Origin of the sequence: Streptomyces hazeniae (assembly GCF_031845485.1) — a bacterium.
GTDB lineage: Bacteria > Actinomycetota > Actinomycetes > Streptomycetales > Streptomycetaceae > Streptomyces > Streptomyces hazeniae.
In genome coordinates, this window is record NZ_JAVREQ010000033.1 from 43,969 (window position 1) to 61,199 (window position 17,231).

The 17,231-nt window shown below is 72.8% G+C and carries 10 protein-coding genes; 8 read left to right on the plus strand and 2 right to left on the minus strand.

Annotated features, from left to right (window positions below):
• Nucleotides 1–154 precede the first annotated feature (154 nt).
• Together RM572_RS26285 and hflX are read left to right on the plus strand one after the other, a co-directional pair.
• Entirely contained in the window at nucleotides 155–2,275 is a 2,121-nt protein-coding gene (locus RM572_RS26285; RefSeq protein ID WP_311675870.1) for a RelA/SpoT family protein, read from the plus strand.
• Nucleotides 2,276–2,502: 227 nt separating this feature from the next.
• Nucleotides 2,503–3,999: a GTPase HflX gene (hflX, locus tag RM572_RS26290; RefSeq protein WP_311675871.1), complete on the plus strand. Its 1,497-nt coding sequence runs from the start codon at nucleotides 2,503–2,505 to the stop codon at nucleotides 3,997–3,999.
• Nucleotides 4,000–4,127: 128 nt separating this feature from the next.
• Here hflX and RM572_RS26295 read toward each other — a convergent pair whose 3' ends face one another.
• Nucleotides 4,128–5,315, minus strand: a complete 1,188-nt coding sequence (locus tag RM572_RS26295; RefSeq protein ID WP_311675872.1) for a trypsin-like serine peptidase — start codon at nucleotides 5,313–5,315, stop codon at nucleotides 4,128–4,130.
• Nucleotides 5,316–5,584: 269 nt separating this feature from the next.
• On the opposite strand from RM572_RS26295, the gene RM572_RS26300 reads away from it, so the two are divergent.
• The 4 genes from RM572_RS26300 to RM572_RS26315 all read left to right on the plus strand — a co-directional run bounded on the left by RM572_RS26300 (nucleotide 5,585) and on the right by RM572_RS26315 (nucleotide 12,314).
• Nucleotides 5,585–7,537, plus strand: a complete 1,953-nt coding sequence (locus tag RM572_RS26300) for an IucA/IucC family protein (RefSeq protein WP_311675873.1) — start codon at nucleotides 5,585–5,587, stop codon at nucleotides 7,535–7,537.
• A gap of 33 nt (nucleotides 7,538–7,570) precedes the next feature.
• Nucleotides 7,571–8,362: a GNAT family N-acetyltransferase gene (locus tag RM572_RS26305; protein ID WP_311675874.1), complete on the plus strand. Its 792-nt coding sequence runs from the start codon at nucleotides 7,571–7,573 to the stop codon at nucleotides 8,360–8,362.
• 40 nt (nucleotides 8,363–8,402) lie between these two features.
• Nucleotides 8,403–10,175: an IucA/IucC family protein gene (locus RM572_RS26310; protein WP_311675875.1), complete on the plus strand. Its 1,773-nt coding sequence runs from the start codon at nucleotides 8,403–8,405 to the stop codon at nucleotides 10,173–10,175.
• Nucleotides 10,176–10,298: 123 nt separating this feature from the next.
• Nucleotides 10,299–12,314 (plus strand): ATP-dependent DNA helicase, encoded by a 2,016-nt coding sequence (locus tag RM572_RS26315; RefSeq protein WP_311675876.1) that lies wholly within the window; start codon nucleotides 10,299–10,301, stop codon nucleotides 12,312–12,314.
• 162 nt (nucleotides 12,315–12,476) lie between these two features.
• Here RM572_RS26315 and lexA read toward each other — a convergent pair whose 3' ends face one another.
• Nucleotides 12,477–13,265 (minus strand): transcriptional repressor LexA, encoded by a 789-nt coding sequence (lexA, locus tag RM572_RS26320; RefSeq protein WP_311675877.1) that lies wholly within the window; start codon nucleotides 13,263–13,265, stop codon nucleotides 12,477–12,479.
• Nucleotides 13,266–13,722: 457 nt separating this feature from the next.
• On the opposite strand from lexA, the gene nrdR reads away from it, so the two are divergent.
• Both nrdR and RM572_RS26330 read left to right on the plus strand, forming a co-directional pair.
• On the plus strand, nucleotides 13,723–14,244 hold the full coding sequence (nrdR, locus tag RM572_RS26325) for a transcriptional regulator NrdR (RefSeq protein WP_311675878.1): 522 nt from the start codon (nucleotides 13,723–13,725) through the stop codon (nucleotides 14,242–14,244).
• A 117-nt stretch (nucleotides 14,245–14,361) separates the two neighbouring features.
• Entirely contained in the window at nucleotides 14,362–17,190 is a 2,829-nt protein-coding gene (locus RM572_RS26330) for a vitamin B12-dependent ribonucleotide reductase (protein ID WP_311675879.1), read from the plus strand.
• The last annotated feature ends 41 nt before the right edge of the window (nucleotides 17,191–17,231 follow it).

Below are 17,231 nucleotides of genomic sequence, written 5' to 3' on the forward strand. Positions count from 1 at the left end.
GCTCCGACAGCCGTGTCCGCCGTTCACTTCCGCACAAACGTCGCTCGACCGGGTGATCCCTCTCACTGCCGCCGGGAGGCGGTGAGCAGCACGTGATGGGCTCGGTAGAGTCGGACCCCGGGACGAAACCGGGGTTCACGAGCGGGAGGTGCCCATGGACGCGGTGCGAAACCTACGGAAGCTCAGCCGTGCCGCCCTCCTGAGGTCTGCCACCCGCGGCACGCTGCCGGACGCGATCGAGCACGTCGCGCAGGTGCACCGCGCCCACCATCCCCGCGCCGACCTGGACGCACTGCGCCGCGCCTACGTCCTCGCCGAGTCCTCGCACCGCGGTCAGACCCGCAAGAGCGGCGACCCGTACATCACGCACCCGCTGGCCGTGACGCTGATTCTCGCTCAACTCGGCGCCGAGACCACGACACTGACGGCCTCCCTGCTGCACGACACCGTCGAGGACACCGAGGTGACGTTGGCTCAGGTACGGGACGGCTTCGGCGACGAGGTGGCCCACCTGGTCGACGGCGTCACCAAACTGGAGAAGGTCGACTACGGCGCCGCCGCCGAGCCCGAGACGTTCCGCAAGATGCTCGTCGCCACCGGCAGCGACGTCCGCGTGATGTCCATCAAGCTCGCCGACCGGCTGCACAACATGCGCACCCTCGGCGTGATGCGGCCGGAGAAGCAGGCCCGGATCGCCCGCGTCACCGGCGACGTGCTCATCCCGCTCGCCGAACGGCTCGGCGTGCAGGCGCTGAAGCGGGAGCTGGAGGACCTGGTCTTCGCCGTGCTCCACCCCGAGGACCACCGCCGCGCACAGCACCTGGTGCGCGAGCACACCGCGCGGCCCGACCCGCTGACCGCCGTCGCCGCCTCGGTACGCGAGGTGCTGCGGGCGGCCTCCGTCGAGGCGCAGGTGCTGATCCGGCCGCGGCACCTGCTCTCCGTGCACCGGCTGCGCCACAAGCGGGGCACGCTCGGGCCGAGCGACTTCGGGCGGCTGCTGCTGCTGGTCGAGGGGGACGCCGACTGCTACGCGGCACTCGGCGAACTGCACACCTGCTTCGTCCCGGTGATGTCGGAGTTCAAGGACTTCATCGCCGCGCCCAAGTTCAACCTCTACCAGTCGCTGCACACCGCGTTCGCCGACGCCGACGGCAGGGTCGCGGAGGTGCTGGTGCGCACGCACCGCATGCACCGCGTCGCCGAAGCGGGCGTCATCGCCCTCGGCGACCCGCACCGCGCCGCGGGCGCCGCCGACACGACGGCCGACGCCGTGGCGGCGGAGTGCGCCGACGCGGAACGCGCCGACCCCACCCGTCCCGGCTGGCTGTCCCGCCTGCTGGCCTGGCAGAGCCAGGCCGCCGACCCGGACACCTTCTGGACCGAGCTGCGGGACGAGCTCGCCGAGGACCGCGAGATCACCGTCTACCCGGCCGGAGACGCCGCGGGCGGCACCCCCGCACTGCCTCTGCCCGCCGGCGCGAGCTGCGTGGACGCCGCCTACGTCCTGCACGGCGAGGCCGCCCACCGCTGCATCGGCGCCCGGGTCAACGGCCGTCTCGCCGCGCTGAGCACGGCCCTCCGGGACGGCGACACCGTGCAGCTCTTCCTCGCGCCCCCGCACACACCCGGCGCGCACGCCCCGGCTCGCGAGTGGCTCACCCACGCCCGTACGCCCGCCGCACGCATCGCCATCCGCCAGTGGCTCGCCGGGCATCCCGCCGAGCCGCCCGCCCCGCCACGGCCCGCCCCCTCGGGCGCGCCCGAGGCCCCCGGCCGCCCCGACCGTCCCCGCCGCCGGGGTGGGCCCGCCGCCGAAGGCCCCAGCGTCGTCACCGGCCACCCGGAGACCCCGGTACGCCTCGCACGCTGCTGCACGCCCGTCCCGCCCGACGCCGTCACCGGCTTCCCGGTCCGGGGCGGAGCCGTCACCGTGCACCGCGACAGCTGCCAGACGGTGGTACGGATGGCCGCCGCCGGGCGCCGCCCCGTCGCCGTCCGCTGGGACAAGCGCACCGCGGGCTGCCGCGTCACTCTTCTGGCGGAGGCCTTCGGCCGTCCCCAGCTGCTCGCCGATCTCACCGAGACCATCGCCGCCCAGGGCGCCGCGGTGATCTCCGCCGCGGTCGAGCCGCCGTGCGAGCAGCGTGTACGGCACACCTACACGCTCCAGCTCCCCGACGCCGCGGGGCTGCCCGCGCTGATGCGTGCCATGCGGCGGGTGGCGGGCGTCTACGACGTGTCCCGGGCCGTCCACCGGCTCCCGGCGGGCTGACCGCCGCGCCCGCCCCGCCGCCGCTCCGCCCCGCCGCCGCCCGGTCGTCCGGCAGGCGGCCGGGCCGCGGTAATCCTGGTGACGCGGGGACGGCGGCGTGTCACTATCGACAGCGACGGCCGGTCACCCGGTTTCCGGGGAATCATCCCGGCATCGCGGGCGTTCCTCCGGACAGAACGGCGGAAGCGCACCGTCCGTCGGCCCACCCGCCTCGACGTAAGGATCCAATGACCCCCTCTTCCTCCCTTCCTGAACCCGGCCAGCGCCTCGCCGAGTCGAACCGCCGCGCCGACGCCCTGATGGAGGAGGACGTCGCCTGGGGTGACGGCGTGGACGCCGCACGTGACGGGGAGCAGCAGGACCGCTCCGACCGTGCCGCACTGCGCCGGGTCGCCGGCCTCTCCACCGAGCTGGAGGACGTCACCGAGGTCGAGTACCGGCAACTCCGCCTGGAGCGCGTGGTGCTCGTCGGCGTGTGGACCTCCGGCACCGCGCAGGACGCGGACAACTCCCTCGCGGAACTGGCCGCACTCGCCGAGACCGCCGGCGCCGAGGTCCTCGACGGCGTCGTCCAGCGGCGCGACAAGCCCGACCCGGCCACGTACATCGGCTCCGGCAAGGCCGAGGAGCTGCGCGACATCGTGATCGCCTCCGGCGCCGACACCGTCGTCTGCGACGGTGAACTCAGCCCCGGACAGCTCATCCACCTCGAGGACGTCGTCAAGGTCAAGGTGGTCGACCGGACCGCGGTGATCCTGGACATCTTCGCCCAGCACGCCAAGTCCCGGGAGGGCAAGGCGCAGGTGGCGCTGGCCCAGATGCAGTACATGCTGCCCAGGCTGCGCGGCTGGGGCCAGTCGCTGTCCCGGCAGATGGGTGGTGGCGGTTCCGGCTCGGCCGGCGGCGGCATGGCCACCCGTGGTCCGGGTGAGACCAAGATCGAGACCGACCGGCGGCGCATCCGCGAGAAGATGGCGAAGGCGCGCCGGGAGATCGCGGAGATGAAGACCAGCCGCGACATCCAGCGGCAGGACCGCCGACGGCACAAGGTGCCCTCGGTCGCCATCGCCGGCTACACCAACGCCGGCAAGTCCTCTCTGCTCAACCGCCTCACCGGCGCGGGCGTGCTGGTGGAGAACGCGCTGTTCGCCACCCTCGACCCGACGGTACGGCGGGCCGAGACGCCCAGCGGGCGGCTGTACACCCTGGCGGACACCGTCGGGTTCGTGCGCCACCTGCCGCACCACCTGGTCGAGGCGTTCCGCTCCACCATGGAGGAGGTCGCCGACTCGGACCTCGTCCTGCACGTGGTGGACGGCTCGCACCCCGCTCCGGAGGAGCAGCTCGCCTCGGTCCGCGAGGTGATCCGCGACGTCGGCGCCACCGAGGTGCCCGAGATCGTCGTGGTCAACAAGGCGGACGCGGCGGACCCGCTCGTCCTGCAGCGCCTGCTCCGCCAGGAGAAGCGCGCCCTGGTGGTGTCCGCGCGCACCGGGCAGGGCGTCGACGAGCTGCTGGCCCTGATCGACGAGGAGCTGCCGCGCCCGTCGGTCGAGCTGGAGGTGCTGGTGCCCTACACGCACGGAGCCCTCGTCGCCCGCGCCTACGCCGAGGGCGAGGTGCTCTCCGAGGCGCACACCGAGGAGGGCACGCTGCTCAAGGTGCGGGTGCACGAGGAACTGGCCGCCGAACTCCGCGCGTTCGAACCGGCAGGCCAGGCCTGACCGCACCCGCCCGGGTGCCGCACTCACGCTGAAGGCCCGGTTCCGGGAGGCCGAACCGGCCTCCCGGAACCGGGCCTTCACGCTGCGTGAGCCGCTGCGGGCCGCTCTGCGGCCCGCAGCGCGTCCCGTCAGCTCAGCGAACTGACCGCGTCGAACACCCCTTCGGCCTCGTCGCCCAGGCGGGGGCCCGCCAGCCAGTCGTGGGTGAGCGGCCCGATCGAGGTCACCGACAGCAGACGCTCGCCGTCCGCGCTCAGCCAGCCGCCGCCCGACGAACCGCCGGTCATGGTGCAGCCGATCCGGTACATCGTGGGCTGCGACGGGTCCAGGGTGAGCCGGCCCGGCCCGTCCGTGCAGCGGAACATGCGCTCGCCACTGAACGGCGGGGCGGCCGGGTAGCCGTTCGCCGTCAGGCTCTCGATGCTCTGCACGCCCGGCGTGCCGAAGTCGATCTCCACGGCGCCACCGACGGTCTCCTCCAGGCTCCTGCCGCCGTTGGCGCTCTTGTTCTCCGGCTGCACCTTCAGCATGGCGAAGTCCTGGGGCGCGCCGGCGCCGCCGGTGCTCGCGCCGCTCTCGATCCAGTGCGTGGTGGTGCGGGCGTGCTTGGCCCACCAGATGCCGTGCGGGGAGACCTGGTCCGGGGTCCCCTTGCCCAGCTCGGCGGGTGCCAGGCCGCCGTTGTTGTAGTGCGGCACGAAGACCACGTTGCGGAACCAGCCGCCCTTCCCACCGGCGTGCACGCAGTGGCCCGCGGTCGCCACCAGGTTGGACTTGCCGGGGTTCGCCGGGTCCTTCACCACGGTGCCCGAGCAGACCATCGGGCCCTGCGGGGTCTCCATCAGTACCTTGCCGACGGGCGGCGCCTTCTCCGTGTACGGCAGCGGCACCTCCTCCGCCTCGACCGCGGCGGGCTCCGGGTCGGTGACGCCCTCGTCGATCTCGGACTCGTCGACGTCCCGTTCGCTCTCCTCGGCGTCCTTCATCCGGTCCGGGTCCCAGTAGTCCTCGATGATCGGGTTGATGAACTCCCGCGCCTCGCGCAGCCAGTCCTCCCGGTCCCAGTTCTTCCAGGCCCCGTTGCGCCACTTGTCCAGGTCCTGCAGCGCGGCCGGCAGGTCCTCGGGCAGCTTGTCCGGCAGCCCCAGTTCCTCGCGCAGGTCCTGGCCGGGCTGTTCCGCGGTCGCGCTGGGCTTCGGATCGACCGGAGCCTCCTCCGGGCCGCAGGCGGTCGCGGTCAGCGCGAGTGCGGCGGCTGCCGCCGCCCCCGCGAGCACGCCCCGCCGACGGCGTGCCGGACTACCCGTGGATGACATGCGTGAACTCCCCCTGAAAATCGCTTCGCTGTCGCGTGACGCGCCGTCACTGACGGGTCACGGCCCTCGCCGGAGCGGGGCGGCCCCCACTATGCCCGGTCAACGGGGGGACGGTGGACACAGGGTCCCCGGTTCCGCACGAGGCGCGGCCGTTTCGCCGGCCGGCGGACGATCTCGTCCCCGGCCGTGATCCGACGCCCTCTCGGTCGTTGACAGTCAGGGGACCAGTGGCTCGCGCGCGGGCCGAAGCGACAGCACGGGAGACACCAGTGAACGCGAGCTCCGGACCTGAGCCCACGACGGCCGAGGGCGGCCCTGCCGGCGGTGTGCGGATCGCCGGGCTCGACCGGCCCGAAGTACCGCGCCAGCCACGGCGGTTCGCCGACGACGCGCGGCACGGGGACGTCCTGGCGACGTCCGACCCGCTGGAACAGTCCGACCCGGCCGCCGTCGCCGACGCCGCCGGGGCGGAGAGCCTCCTGCGGTGCTGGGTCCGGGAGAACGACCTGCCGGAACCCGCCGACCGTACGCTCCGTATCGCCCTGGAGGCGACCGGAACCGCCCTGTGCGTGCCCGTGCTGCACTGGTCGGCGACCGGGTGGCACCGCTTCGGGCCCGCCCGTCTGGAGGGCGTGCCGGCGGACGCCGAACCGGTCGACGCCGTGCTCCTGGCCGCGCTCCTCGGCCGTGAGGGCGCACACCGCGCCGGCGGCCGCACGGTCGTCCCCACCGGGGAGAGCGCGGCGCTGGTCGCCCGGGTCGCGGACTCGGTGCGGCGCAGCACGGAGTTCCTCGCCGGCCGCCGTGCCGAGCCGGGACCGGCAGCGGACGGCGACCTCTTCCTCGAGGCCGAACAGTCCCTCGTCCTGGGCCACCCCGTGCACCCCACGCCGAAAAGCCGCGAGGGCCTGTCCGACTCCGAGGCGCAGGCCTATTCCCCCGAGCTGCGGGGCTCCTTCCCGCTGCACTGGATGGCCGTCGACGCCTCCGTGCTCGCCACCGACTCGGCCTGGTACCAGGACGGGCCGGGCGACCCGGACCGCGGCGGCGCCGCGCCCGTGCCCGCCTCCCGGCTCGTCGAACTCCTCGCCGGTGAGGACGTGGCGGCCGCCCTGCCGGAGGGGTGCGCGCTGCTGCCCCTGCACCCCTGGCAGGCCCGGGAGCTGCGGTACCGGCCCGAGGCGGCCCGCCTGCTGGACGCCGGGCTCCTGCGCGACCTCGGCCCCGCCGGCGAGCCCTGGTTCCCGACCTCCTCCGTCCGCACGGTCCACCGGCCCGGAGCGGACGCCATGCTCAAGCTCTCGCTGGGCCTGCGCATCACCAACTCCCGGCGGGAGAACCTCCGCAAGGAGGCGCTGCGCGGGGTGGAGATCCACCGCCTGCTGCGCACCGGGCTGGCCGCCCGCTGGCGCAAGGCCCACCCGGGCTTCGACATCGTCCGCGACCCGGCCTGGCTGGGTGTCGACGACCCCGCCGGACGTCCCGTGCCCGGCCTGGACACCGTCATCCGGCACAATCCGTTCGGCCCGCACGACGACGCCGTGTGCATCGCCGCACTCACCTCCCCGCGGCCCTGGCCCGGCCTGCCGGGCGACCGGCTGCGCTCGCGGCTCGCCGACGTCGTCGAGGGCCTCGCCGCGCGAACCGACCGGCCGGTGGCGGCGGTCGCCGCCGAGTGGTTCCTGCGCTACCTGGAACGGGTGGTGCGGCCCGTGCTGTGGCTCGACGCCCACGCCGGCATCGCCCTGGAGGCCCACCAGCAGAACACCCTGGTGCTGCTGGACAGGGACGGCTGGCCGTGCGGCGGCCGCTACCGCGACAACCAGGGCTACTACTTCCGCGCCTCCCGGCGCGAGGAGATCCAGCGGCGGCTTCCGGGCGCCGGGGTGGCGAGCGACTCCTTCGTGGCCGACGACGTCACCGACGAGCGCTTCGCGTACTACCTCGGCATCAACAACGTGCTCGGCCTCATCGGCGCCTTCGGCTCCCAGGGCCTGGCGGGAGAACCGTTGCTGCTCGCCGCGTTCCGGCAGTTCCTCCAGGGCGAGGCGTCCCCCTCCGGAGGCGGCCCGGTGTCCCCGCTGCCCGCACTGCTGCTCGGCACGCCCACCCTGCGCTGCAAGGCCAACCTCCTCACCCGCCTGCACGGCATGGACGAACTGGTCGGGCCGGTGGACACGCAGTCCGTCTACGTCACCGTCGCCAACCCGCTCGCCCTCTGAGCGCCGGCCGGCCCCGGACCCCCGAGGAACCCCATGGAACTTCCGGCTCCGCATCCGTCGCGGGCAGCGGACTCCGGCCGCGACCAGGTCGCGGACCCGGAGGCCGACACCGTGGACGTCGACCTGTCCGGAGGGCTGGCCGCGCTGGTAGCCGAGCGCAACGCGGGTGCCGGGGCGCCGCCCGCGGGCGCGCCGGGCTCCGGAAACCGCTGCCCGGCCCCGGCCGGCACCCGGGCGGAGCCGTTCGGCGGGCGCGACCCGCTCGGCGGATCCGACCTGCTCGACGACCTCCCGGGCTGGGCGGCCGCGCACACCGCCGCGGGCACCTTCCAACTGGTCCCGGTCCGGCTGGAGCGGGACCTGCCGCTGATCGCCGCCTGGATGAACGATCCGGCAGTGGCCGCGTTCTGGGACCTCGCCGGGCCCGTCGGGACGACCGCCTCGCACCTGCGGGCCCAACTCGACGGCGACGGCCGCAGCGCCCCCTGCCTGGGCGTCCTCGACGGCGTCCCGATGAGCTACTGGGAGGTCTACCGCGCCGACCTGGACCCCCTCGCGCGCCACTACCCCGCCCGTCCCCACGACACGGGCGTCCACCTCCTCGTCGGCGGCGTGACCGACCGCGGCCGCGGCCTGGGAACCACCCTCCTGCGGGCCGTCGGGGACCTGGTCCTGGCGCACCGGCCGTCCTGCCGGCGGGTCCTCGCCGAACCCGACCTCCGCAACGTGCCCTCCGTGGCCGCCTTCCTCGGCGCGGGCTTCCGCTTCTCCGCCGAGGTCGACCTGCCCGACAAGCGCGCCGCGCTGATGATCCGCGACCGCTGACCGTCACCCCGCGAACACTTCCCGAGAAGGAGACCCTCCGGTGCCCCAGCACCCCTCCGCCCTGCGACTGCCCCACGGCCTCGATCAGGACACGTGGGAGCGAGCCGCACGGCGGCTGCTGACGAAGATGCTCGCCGAATTCGCCTACGAGCGGATCATCCGCCCGCACGCCGAGGAGGACGGCACCCACAGCGTCGCCGTCGACCCCGACCTCACGCTGCGCTTCCACGCCCGCAGAGGCGCCTACGGGCACTGGATCATCGACCCGGACAGCGTCACCCCGGCCCTCGACCCGGTCGACTTCGTCGCCCGCGCCCACGACGGCCTGCTCGGCCTGTCCGGCGACACCACCGGCCACCTCATCCGCGAACTCACCGCCACCCTGGCCGCCGACGCCCGCCTCGACGCCACCGCGCTCCCCGCAGCAGACCTCGCCGACCTGGGCTACGCCGAACTCGAAGGGCACCAGACGGGCCACCCCTGGCTGGTCGCCAACAAGGGACGCGTCGGCTTCTCCGCCTCGGACACCGCCGACTGGGCACCGGAAGCCCGCACACCGCGCCGCCTCCCGTGGATCGCCGTGCACCGCTCGCTCGCCGTCTACCGCGGCGTACGGGCGCTGGCCGACCCCGCCCGCCTCTACGCGGACGAACTCGGCGCCGCCACCCGGGGCCGCTTCGACGCCATCCTCCGCGCCAGGGGCCTCGTACCCGGCGAGCACCTGCTGCTCCCCGTCCACCCCTGGCAGTGGGAGGAGACCGTCGCGCCCCTCTTCGCCGCCGAGATCGCCCGCGGCACGATCGTCCCTCTGGAGACCGACGACGACGTACGCCTGCCGCAGCAGTCCGTACGCACCTTCCTCAACGCCGCCCACCCCGAGCGGCACACCGTCAAACTGCCGCTGTCCGTCCTCAACACCCTCGTCTGGCGCGGCCTGCCCACCGAACGGACCCTGGCGGCCCCCGCCGTCACCGCCTGGGTGCACGGGCTGCGGGACGGTGACCCCTTCCTGCGCGACGAGTGCCGGGTGATCCTGCTCGGCGAGGTCGCGTCGGTGACGGTCCCGCATCCCGTGTACGACGCGCTGCCCCAGGTGCCGTACCAGTACCGCGAGTTGCTCGGCTGCATCTGGCGCGAGCCGCTGCCGCCCCGCCTCGACGGCGGCGAACGCGCCCGCACGCTCGCCGCGTTGCTGCACACCGACCCGGCCGGCCGCGCCCTGACCGCCGAACTCGTCGCCCGCTCCGGCCTGGAGCCCACCGCGTGGCTGCAGAACCTCTTCGCCGCGCTGCTCCCGCCGCTGCTGCACTTCCTCTACCGCTACGGCACGGTCTTCTCCCCGCACGGCGAGAACGCCATCGTGGTCTTCGACGGGGACGACGTGCCGGTGCGCCTCGCGGTCAAGGACTTCGTCGACGACGTCAACGTCAGCGCTCTGCGCCTGCCCGAGCACGCGTCGATGCCGGCGGACGTCCGCGAGGTGCTGCTCACCGAGGAGCCGTCCTTCCTGCCGCAGTTCATCCACGCGGGTCTGCTCGTCGGCGTCTTCCGCTACCTGGCGCCGCTGTGCGAGGACCAGCTCGGCGTGCCCGAACACGTCTTCTGGGCACTCGTGCGGGACGAGGTGCGGCGCTACCACCGCCGTTTCCCCGAGCTGAAGGAGCGCTTCGAGACGTTCGACATGCTCACCCCGCGCATCGAGCGGCTCTGCCTCAACCGCAACCGGCTGCACGCGGACGGTTACCGGGACCGCAGCGAACGGCCGCACGCCGCGGTGCACGGCACGGTGCCCAACCCGCTGCACGGCCCGTGACCGGGGGGACGCACCGCCCGTGCCCCGGGGCCACGCACCGCCCCGTGCCCCGGGCGGCGGCGTGGCCGGATCGCCCCGGACCGGAGCCCCGATGTCAGCGGCGCCGCGTAGGCTGTCAGCCCTATGAGCAAGCCTGACCTCTCCGATCTCCTGCACGCCGCCGTCGAAGCCGTCGGGGGCACGGAGCGCCCCGGTCAGGTCGCCATGGCACGCGCCGTCGCGGACGCCGTCGAAGACGGCAGCCACCTGCTGGTCCAGGCCGGGACGGGCACCGGGAAGTCCCTGGGCTACCTGGTGCCCGTGCTCGCCCAGGGCGACCGCGCGGTGATCGCCACGGCCACCCTGGCGCTGCAGCGGCAGCTCGTCGAACGCGACCTGCCGCGCACCGTGGACGCCCTGCACCCCGAGCTGCGCAGGCGCCCCGAGTTCGCGATGCTCAAGGGCCGGTCCAACTATCTCTGCCTGCACCGACTGCACGAGGGCGTCCCGCAGGACGAGGAGGAGGGCCTCTTCGACCCGTTCGAGGCCGCCGCACCGACCAGCAAGCTGGGCAAGGACCTGCTCCGGCTGCGCGACTGGTCGGACGACACCGAGACCGGCGACCGCGACGACCTCACCCCGGGCGTCTCCGACCGCGCCTGGGCGCAGGTGTCGGTGTCCGCCCGCGAGTGCCTCGGCGCGAGCCGCTGCGCCTACGGCGCCGAGTGCTTCGCCGAGGCCGCCCGGGAACGCGCCAAGCTCGCCGAGGTCGTCGTCACCAACCACGCGCTGCTCGCCATCGACGCCATCGAGGGCGCACCCGTCCTGCCGAACCACGACGTGCTGGTGGTCGACGAGGCGCACGAGCTGGTCTCCCGCGTCACCGGCGTGGCCACGGGCGAGCTGACGCCCGGCGGTGTGAACCGCGCGGTGCGCCGCGTCGCCAAGCTCGTCGACGAGAAGGCCGCCGACCGGCTGCAGACCGCCTCCGAGGGATTCGAGCGGCTGATGGAGCTCGCGCTGCCCGGCCGGCTGGAGGAGATCCCCGAGGACCTGGGCTACGTGCTGGCGGCCCTCCGGGACGCCGCACGGTTGTGCATCACCGCGCTCGGCGACACCCGCGACCGCTCGGTCCAGGACGAGGACGCCGTCCGCAAGCAGGCGATGGCCTCCATCGAGAGCGTCCACGACGTCGCCGAACGCCTCACGCACGGCTCGGAGTACGACGTGGTCTGGTGCGAGCGCCACGACCGCTGGGGCGCCTCCCTGAAGGTGGCGCCGCTGTCCGTGTCCGGGCTGCTGCGGGAGAAGCTCTTCGAGGACCGCTCCGTCGTGCTCACCTCGGCCACGCTGAAACTCGGCGGCGACTTCGACGGCGTCGGGGCCTCGCTCGGTCTGGCCCCCGAGGGGCGGCAGGCGCGGCAGGCGCAGGAGGCCCAGGAGAGCGAGGAGGAGTCGGTCGAGGACGCCGAACTCCCGCGCTGGCGCGGACTGGACGTCGGCTCGCCGTTCGACTACCGCAAGCAGGGCATCCTGTACGTCGCCAAGCACCTGTCCCCGCCCGGACGGGAGGGGTCCCGGAGCGACATGCTCGACGAGCTGTCCGAACTGGTGGAGGCCGCGGGTGGCCGTACGCTCGGGTTGTTCTCCTCGATGCGAGGCGCACAGGCGGCGGCCGAGGCGCTGCGCGGCCGGCTGGAGATGCCGGTCCTGCTCCAGGGCGAGGAGACCCTCGGCGAGCTCATCCGCACCTTCGCCGAGGACCCGGAGACCTGCCTGTTCGGGACGCTGTCGCTCTGGCAGGGCGTGGACGTACCCGGCGTCAACTGCCAGCTGGTGGTGATGGACCGCATCCCCTTCCCGCGCCCGGACGACCCGCTGATGAGCGCCCGCCAGAAGGCGGTCGAGGAAGGCGGGGGCAACGGCTTCATGGCCGTCGCGGCGACGCACGCGGCGCTGCTGATGGCCCAGGGCGCCGGGCGGCTGGTCCGCGCGGCGGGGGACCGCGGCGTGGTGGCGGTGCTGGACCCCCGGCTGGAGCGGGCCCGCTACGGGTCGTTCCTGCGGGCGTCGATGCCGGACTTCTGGTACACCACCGACCGCAACCAGGTGCGCCGGTCGCTGGCCGCCATCGACGCGGCGGCCCGGGCCGAAGGCTGAGGGCGGGCGGCGCAGCGGTGCGCGTGTCGGCGGGGCGACGTGGACACCCGCCGCGCCACACTGCGCTCCGTCGCCGGAGCGGTCCCGTCGTGCGGGCGCAGCAGAGCCCCGGAACCGGCGCAGGTGTTCCGGGGCTCGTTCAGGGAGTGAGGCTGCGGGCCGTCAGACGCGGCGCAGGACCGCGACGACCTTTCCGAGGATGGTCGCCTCGTCGCCGGGGATCGGCTGGTAGGAGGCGTTGTGCGGGAGCAGCCACACGTGTCCGTCCTCCCGCTTGAAGCGCTTGACGGTCGCTTCGCCGTCCAGCATCGCGGCGACGATGTCGCCGTTCTCCGCCACCGGCTGGCGGCGCACGGTGACCCAGTCGCCGTCGCAGATCGCGGCGTCGACCATCGAGTCGCCGACGACCTTGAGCACGAACAGCTCTCCGTCGCCGACGAGTTGACGCGGCAGCGGGAAGACGTCCTCGACGGACTCCTCGGCGAGGATCGGACCGCCGGCGGCAATCCGGCCGACCAGCGGCACGTACGAGGCGGACGGTTTGCCCGTGGTGTCCGCGGTCTGGGTGCTGGGGGTGTCGGAGCCGCGGACCTCGTACGCCCGGGGGCGGTGCGGGTCGCGGCGCAGGAAGCCCTTCCGCTCCAGCGCCATGAGCTGGTGCGCCACCGAGGAGGTGCTGGACAGGCCGACCGCCTGCCCGATCTCCCGCATCGACGGTGGGTACCCGCGTCGCTGCACGGAGTCGCGGATCACCTCGATCACCCGGCGCTGCCGGTCGGTGAGACCGGAGCTGTCGGCCCGGACGCCGGGTGGCCTGCCCGGCAAGGAGCGTGTGGCCGGGGGGGCCGGCCGATCGGCGCCCGTGCCGTCGCGGTCGGCCGCCGCGTCCTCGCCGTCGCCGAGTACGGCGCGGTCGTCGGCGGTGATGGTCGCGGTGTCTGCGGTGGTCATGACGGCCCCTCTCGTGCGGTTCTCCCTGTGGCTCAACGGTAGTTGGTTTCGAAAGGTTGCGCCAAACACACGTTCGAGTGAAATATCGGCATTCACCTTTCGTGATCATGCGCCTGCGTGTATTGCGAGGTGCGCCGCCCGCCCCTGGGGCGGGTTCTCCCGTGGCGCGCCGCGACACGCCGTGGCCGCTTCGCCGCGCCCGCCCCGCTGCGGGCGCCCTGCTCGCCGCAGCGTACGCTCGACGCCGTCGCGCGCCACGACACGCGTACCGCCGGGTAGTGCAGCGGGCACCAGATCTAGTGGTTAGATTGGCGTCGGCCACCACAAGTTGTGGTCCCGCCGCCTCTCTTGGGGTGAGCGTGGACTATGCTGGTGGCACGTCCCGAGGGGTCCCGCGCGGTCTCCTCAGGGTGTTCCAGGCATGCACGGCGAGGGTTCACGGGAGGGTTCGGGAACGATGCACTGTCCCTTCTGTAAGCACCCGGACAGCCGCGTGGTCGACAGCCGCACCACCGACGACGGCACCGCGATCCGGCGCCGCCGGCAGTGTCCCGACTGCTCGCGCCGGTTCACCACGGTGGAGAACGCGTCACTGATGGTGATCAAGCGGAGCGGTGTCACCGAACCGTTCAGCCGGGACAAGGTGATCGCCGGAGTCCGCAAGGCCTGCCAGGGTCGCCCCGTCACCGAGGACGCGCTCGCCCAGCTCGGCCAGCGCGTCGAGGAAGCGGTCAGAGCAACCGGAAGCGCGGAGCTGTCCACGCACGACGTGGGCCTCGCCATACTGGGTCCGCTCCAGGACCTGGACCTTGTCGCCTATCTGCGCTTCGCGTCCGTCTACCGGGCTTTCGAGTCGCTCGAGGACTTCGAGGCCGCTGTCGCGGAGCTCCGCGAGGCCCGGCCGCCCGCCGAGGAAGCCGGACCCGTCGAGGACCACGGGGGCCTCGACGTGCCCGCGCCCACTGCCGCCGCCGACTGAGCGGCACGGCGTCAAACCTGGCCGGCGGCCCGCAGGGCCGACCGGTCGATGATCAGAAATTCGCGTTCCGGGAAGAACCGGGGCACACGGGGCGTTATGCCCGTACAGGGAGGCGGAATGACAGAGACGACGAGCGGCCCGGCACGCGGCTCCCGCGCCAAGGGCGGCAAGGCGAACAAGGGTCTGCGCATCGAGCGCATCCACACCACCCCCGGCGTGCACCCGTACGACGAGGTGAACTGGGAGCGCCGTGACGTCGTCATGACCAACTGGCGCGACGGCTCGGTCAACTTCGAGCAGCGTGGCGTCGAGTTCCCCGACTTCTGGTCGGTGAACGCGGTCAACATCGTCACCAGCAAGTACTTCCGCGGCGCGGTCGGCACCCCGCAGCGGGAGCACAGCCTCAAGCAGCTCATCGACCGCGTGGTGAAGACCTACCGCGCGGCCGGCGAGGAGAACGGTTACTTCGCCTCCCCGGAGGACGCCGACGTCTTCGAGCACGAGCTGGCCTACGCCGTGCTCCACCAGGTCTTCGCGTTCAACTCCCCGGTCTGGTTCAACGTCGGCACCAAGCAGCCGCAGCAGGTCAGCGCCTGCTTCATCCTTTCCGTCGACGACTCCATGGAGTCGATCCTCGACTGGTACAAGGAAGAGGGGATGATCTTCAAGGGCGGTTCCGGTGCCGGCCTCAACCTCTCCCGCATCCGCTCCTCCAAGGAACTGCTCTCCTCCGGCGGCAACGCCTCCGGTCCCGTCTCCTTCATGCGCGGTGCGGACGCCTCCGCCGGCACCATCAAGTCCGGCGGCGCCACCCGCCGGGCGGCCAAGATGGTCGTCCTGGACGTCGACCACCCCGACGTCGAGGCCTTCATCGAGACCAAGGTGAAGGAGGAGGAGAAGATCCGCGCGCTGCGCGACGCGGGCTTCGACATGGACCTGGGCGGCGACGACATCACCTCCGTCCAGTACCAGAACGCCAACAACTCGGTGCGCGTCACCGACGAGTTCATGAAGGCCGTGGAAGCCGGCTCGGACTTCCCCCTGCGCGCCCGCATGACCGGCGAGGTCGTCGAGAAGGTCGACGCCAAGTCGCTGTTCCGCAAGATGGCCGAAGCCGCACACGTCTGTGCCGACCCGGGCATCCAGTACGACGACGTCATCAACCACTGGCACACGTCGCCGGAGTCGGGCCGCATCACCGCCTCCAACCCGTGCAGCGAGTACATGCACCTGGACAACTCCTCGTGCAACCTGGCCTCGCTCAACCTGATGAAGTTCCTGCGGGACGACGACAACGGCAACCAGTCGTTCGAGGCGGAGCGGTTCGCCAAGGTGGTCGAGCTGATCATCACCGCGATGGACATCTCCATCTGCTTCGCCGACTTCCCGACCGAGAAGATCGGAGAGACCACCCGGGCCTTCCGCCAGCTGGGCATCGGTTACGCCAACCTCGGCGCCCTGCTGATGGCCACCGGCCACGCGTACGACAGCGACGGCGGCCGCGCGCTCGCCGGCGCGATCACCTCGCTGATGACCGGTACCTCCTACCGTCGCAGCGCCGAACTCGCCGGTGCCGTCGGCCCGTACGACGGCTACGCCCGCAACGCCGACGCCCACCGGCGCGTGATGAAGCAGCACGCCGACGCCAACGACGCGGCGCCCCGCATGGACGACCTGGACAGCCCGGTGTGGGCCGCCGCCACCGAGGCATGGCAGGACGTCGTCCGTCTGGGCAAGAAGAACGGCTACCGCAACGCGCAGGCCTCCGTGCTCGCGCCGACGGGCACCATCGGCCTGATGATGGACTGCGACACCACCGGTGTGGAACCGGACCTCGCGCTGGTCAAGTTCAAGAAGCTGGTCGGCGGCGGTTCGATGCAGATCGTCAACAACACGGTGCCCAAGGCGCTCAAGCGCCTCGGTTACCAGCCGGAGCAGATCGAGGCGATCGTCGAGCACATCGCCGAGCACGGCAACGTCGTCGACGCCCCCGGCCTCAAGCCCGCGCACTACGCGGTCTTCGACTGCGCCATGGGCGCGCGCTCCATCTCCCCGATGGGCCACGTGCGGATGATGGCGGCCGCGCAGCCGTTCCTCTCCGGCGCCATCTCCAAGACGGTCAACATGCCGGCCTCCAGCACGGTCGAGGACGTCGAGGAGATCTACCTCCAGGGCTGGAAGCTCGGGACCAAGGCGCTCGCCGTCTACGTCGAGAACAGCAAGGTCGGCCAGCCGCTCTCCGCCAAGCAGAAGGAGGAGGAGAAGAAGGAGGAGCCGGCCACGGTGGTCGAGTACCGCCCGGTCCGCAACCGCCTGCCCAAGGGCCGCCCCGGCATCACCACCTCCTTCACGGTCGGCGGCGCCGAGGGCTACATGACCGCCAACTCCTACCCGGACGACGGTCTCGGCGAGGTCTTCCTGAAGATGTCCAAGCAGGGCTCGACCCTCGCGGGCATGATGGACGCCTTCTCCATCGCCGTCTCCGTCGGCCTCCAGTACGGCGTCCCGCTGGAGACCTACGTCTCGAAGTTCACCAACATGCGCTTCGAGCCGGCCGGCATGACGGACGACCAGGACGTGCGGATGGCGCAGTCGATCGTCGACTACATCTTCCGGCGCCTCGCCCTGGACTTCCTGCCCTTCGAGACCCGCTCCGCACTCGGCATCCACTCCGCCGAGGAGCGCCAGCGCCACCTGGAGACCGGCTCCTACGAGCCGGGCGAGGAGGAGCTGGACCCGGAGGGCCTGGCCCAGTCCGCGCCCACGGCCGACCAGCCCGCCGCGCAGAACCCGGCCCGGCAGGCACACAACTCCACTGAACTGGTGGAGATGCAGCTCGGCCTGAACGCCGACGCCCCGCTGTGCTTCTCCTGCGGCACCAAGATGCGCCGAGCGGGCAGCTGCTACCTCTGCGAGGGCTGCGGCTCCACCAGCGGCTGCAGCTGACCGGCCCGAACGGCGGGGGTGGGACCGGTGCGCGTACGCGC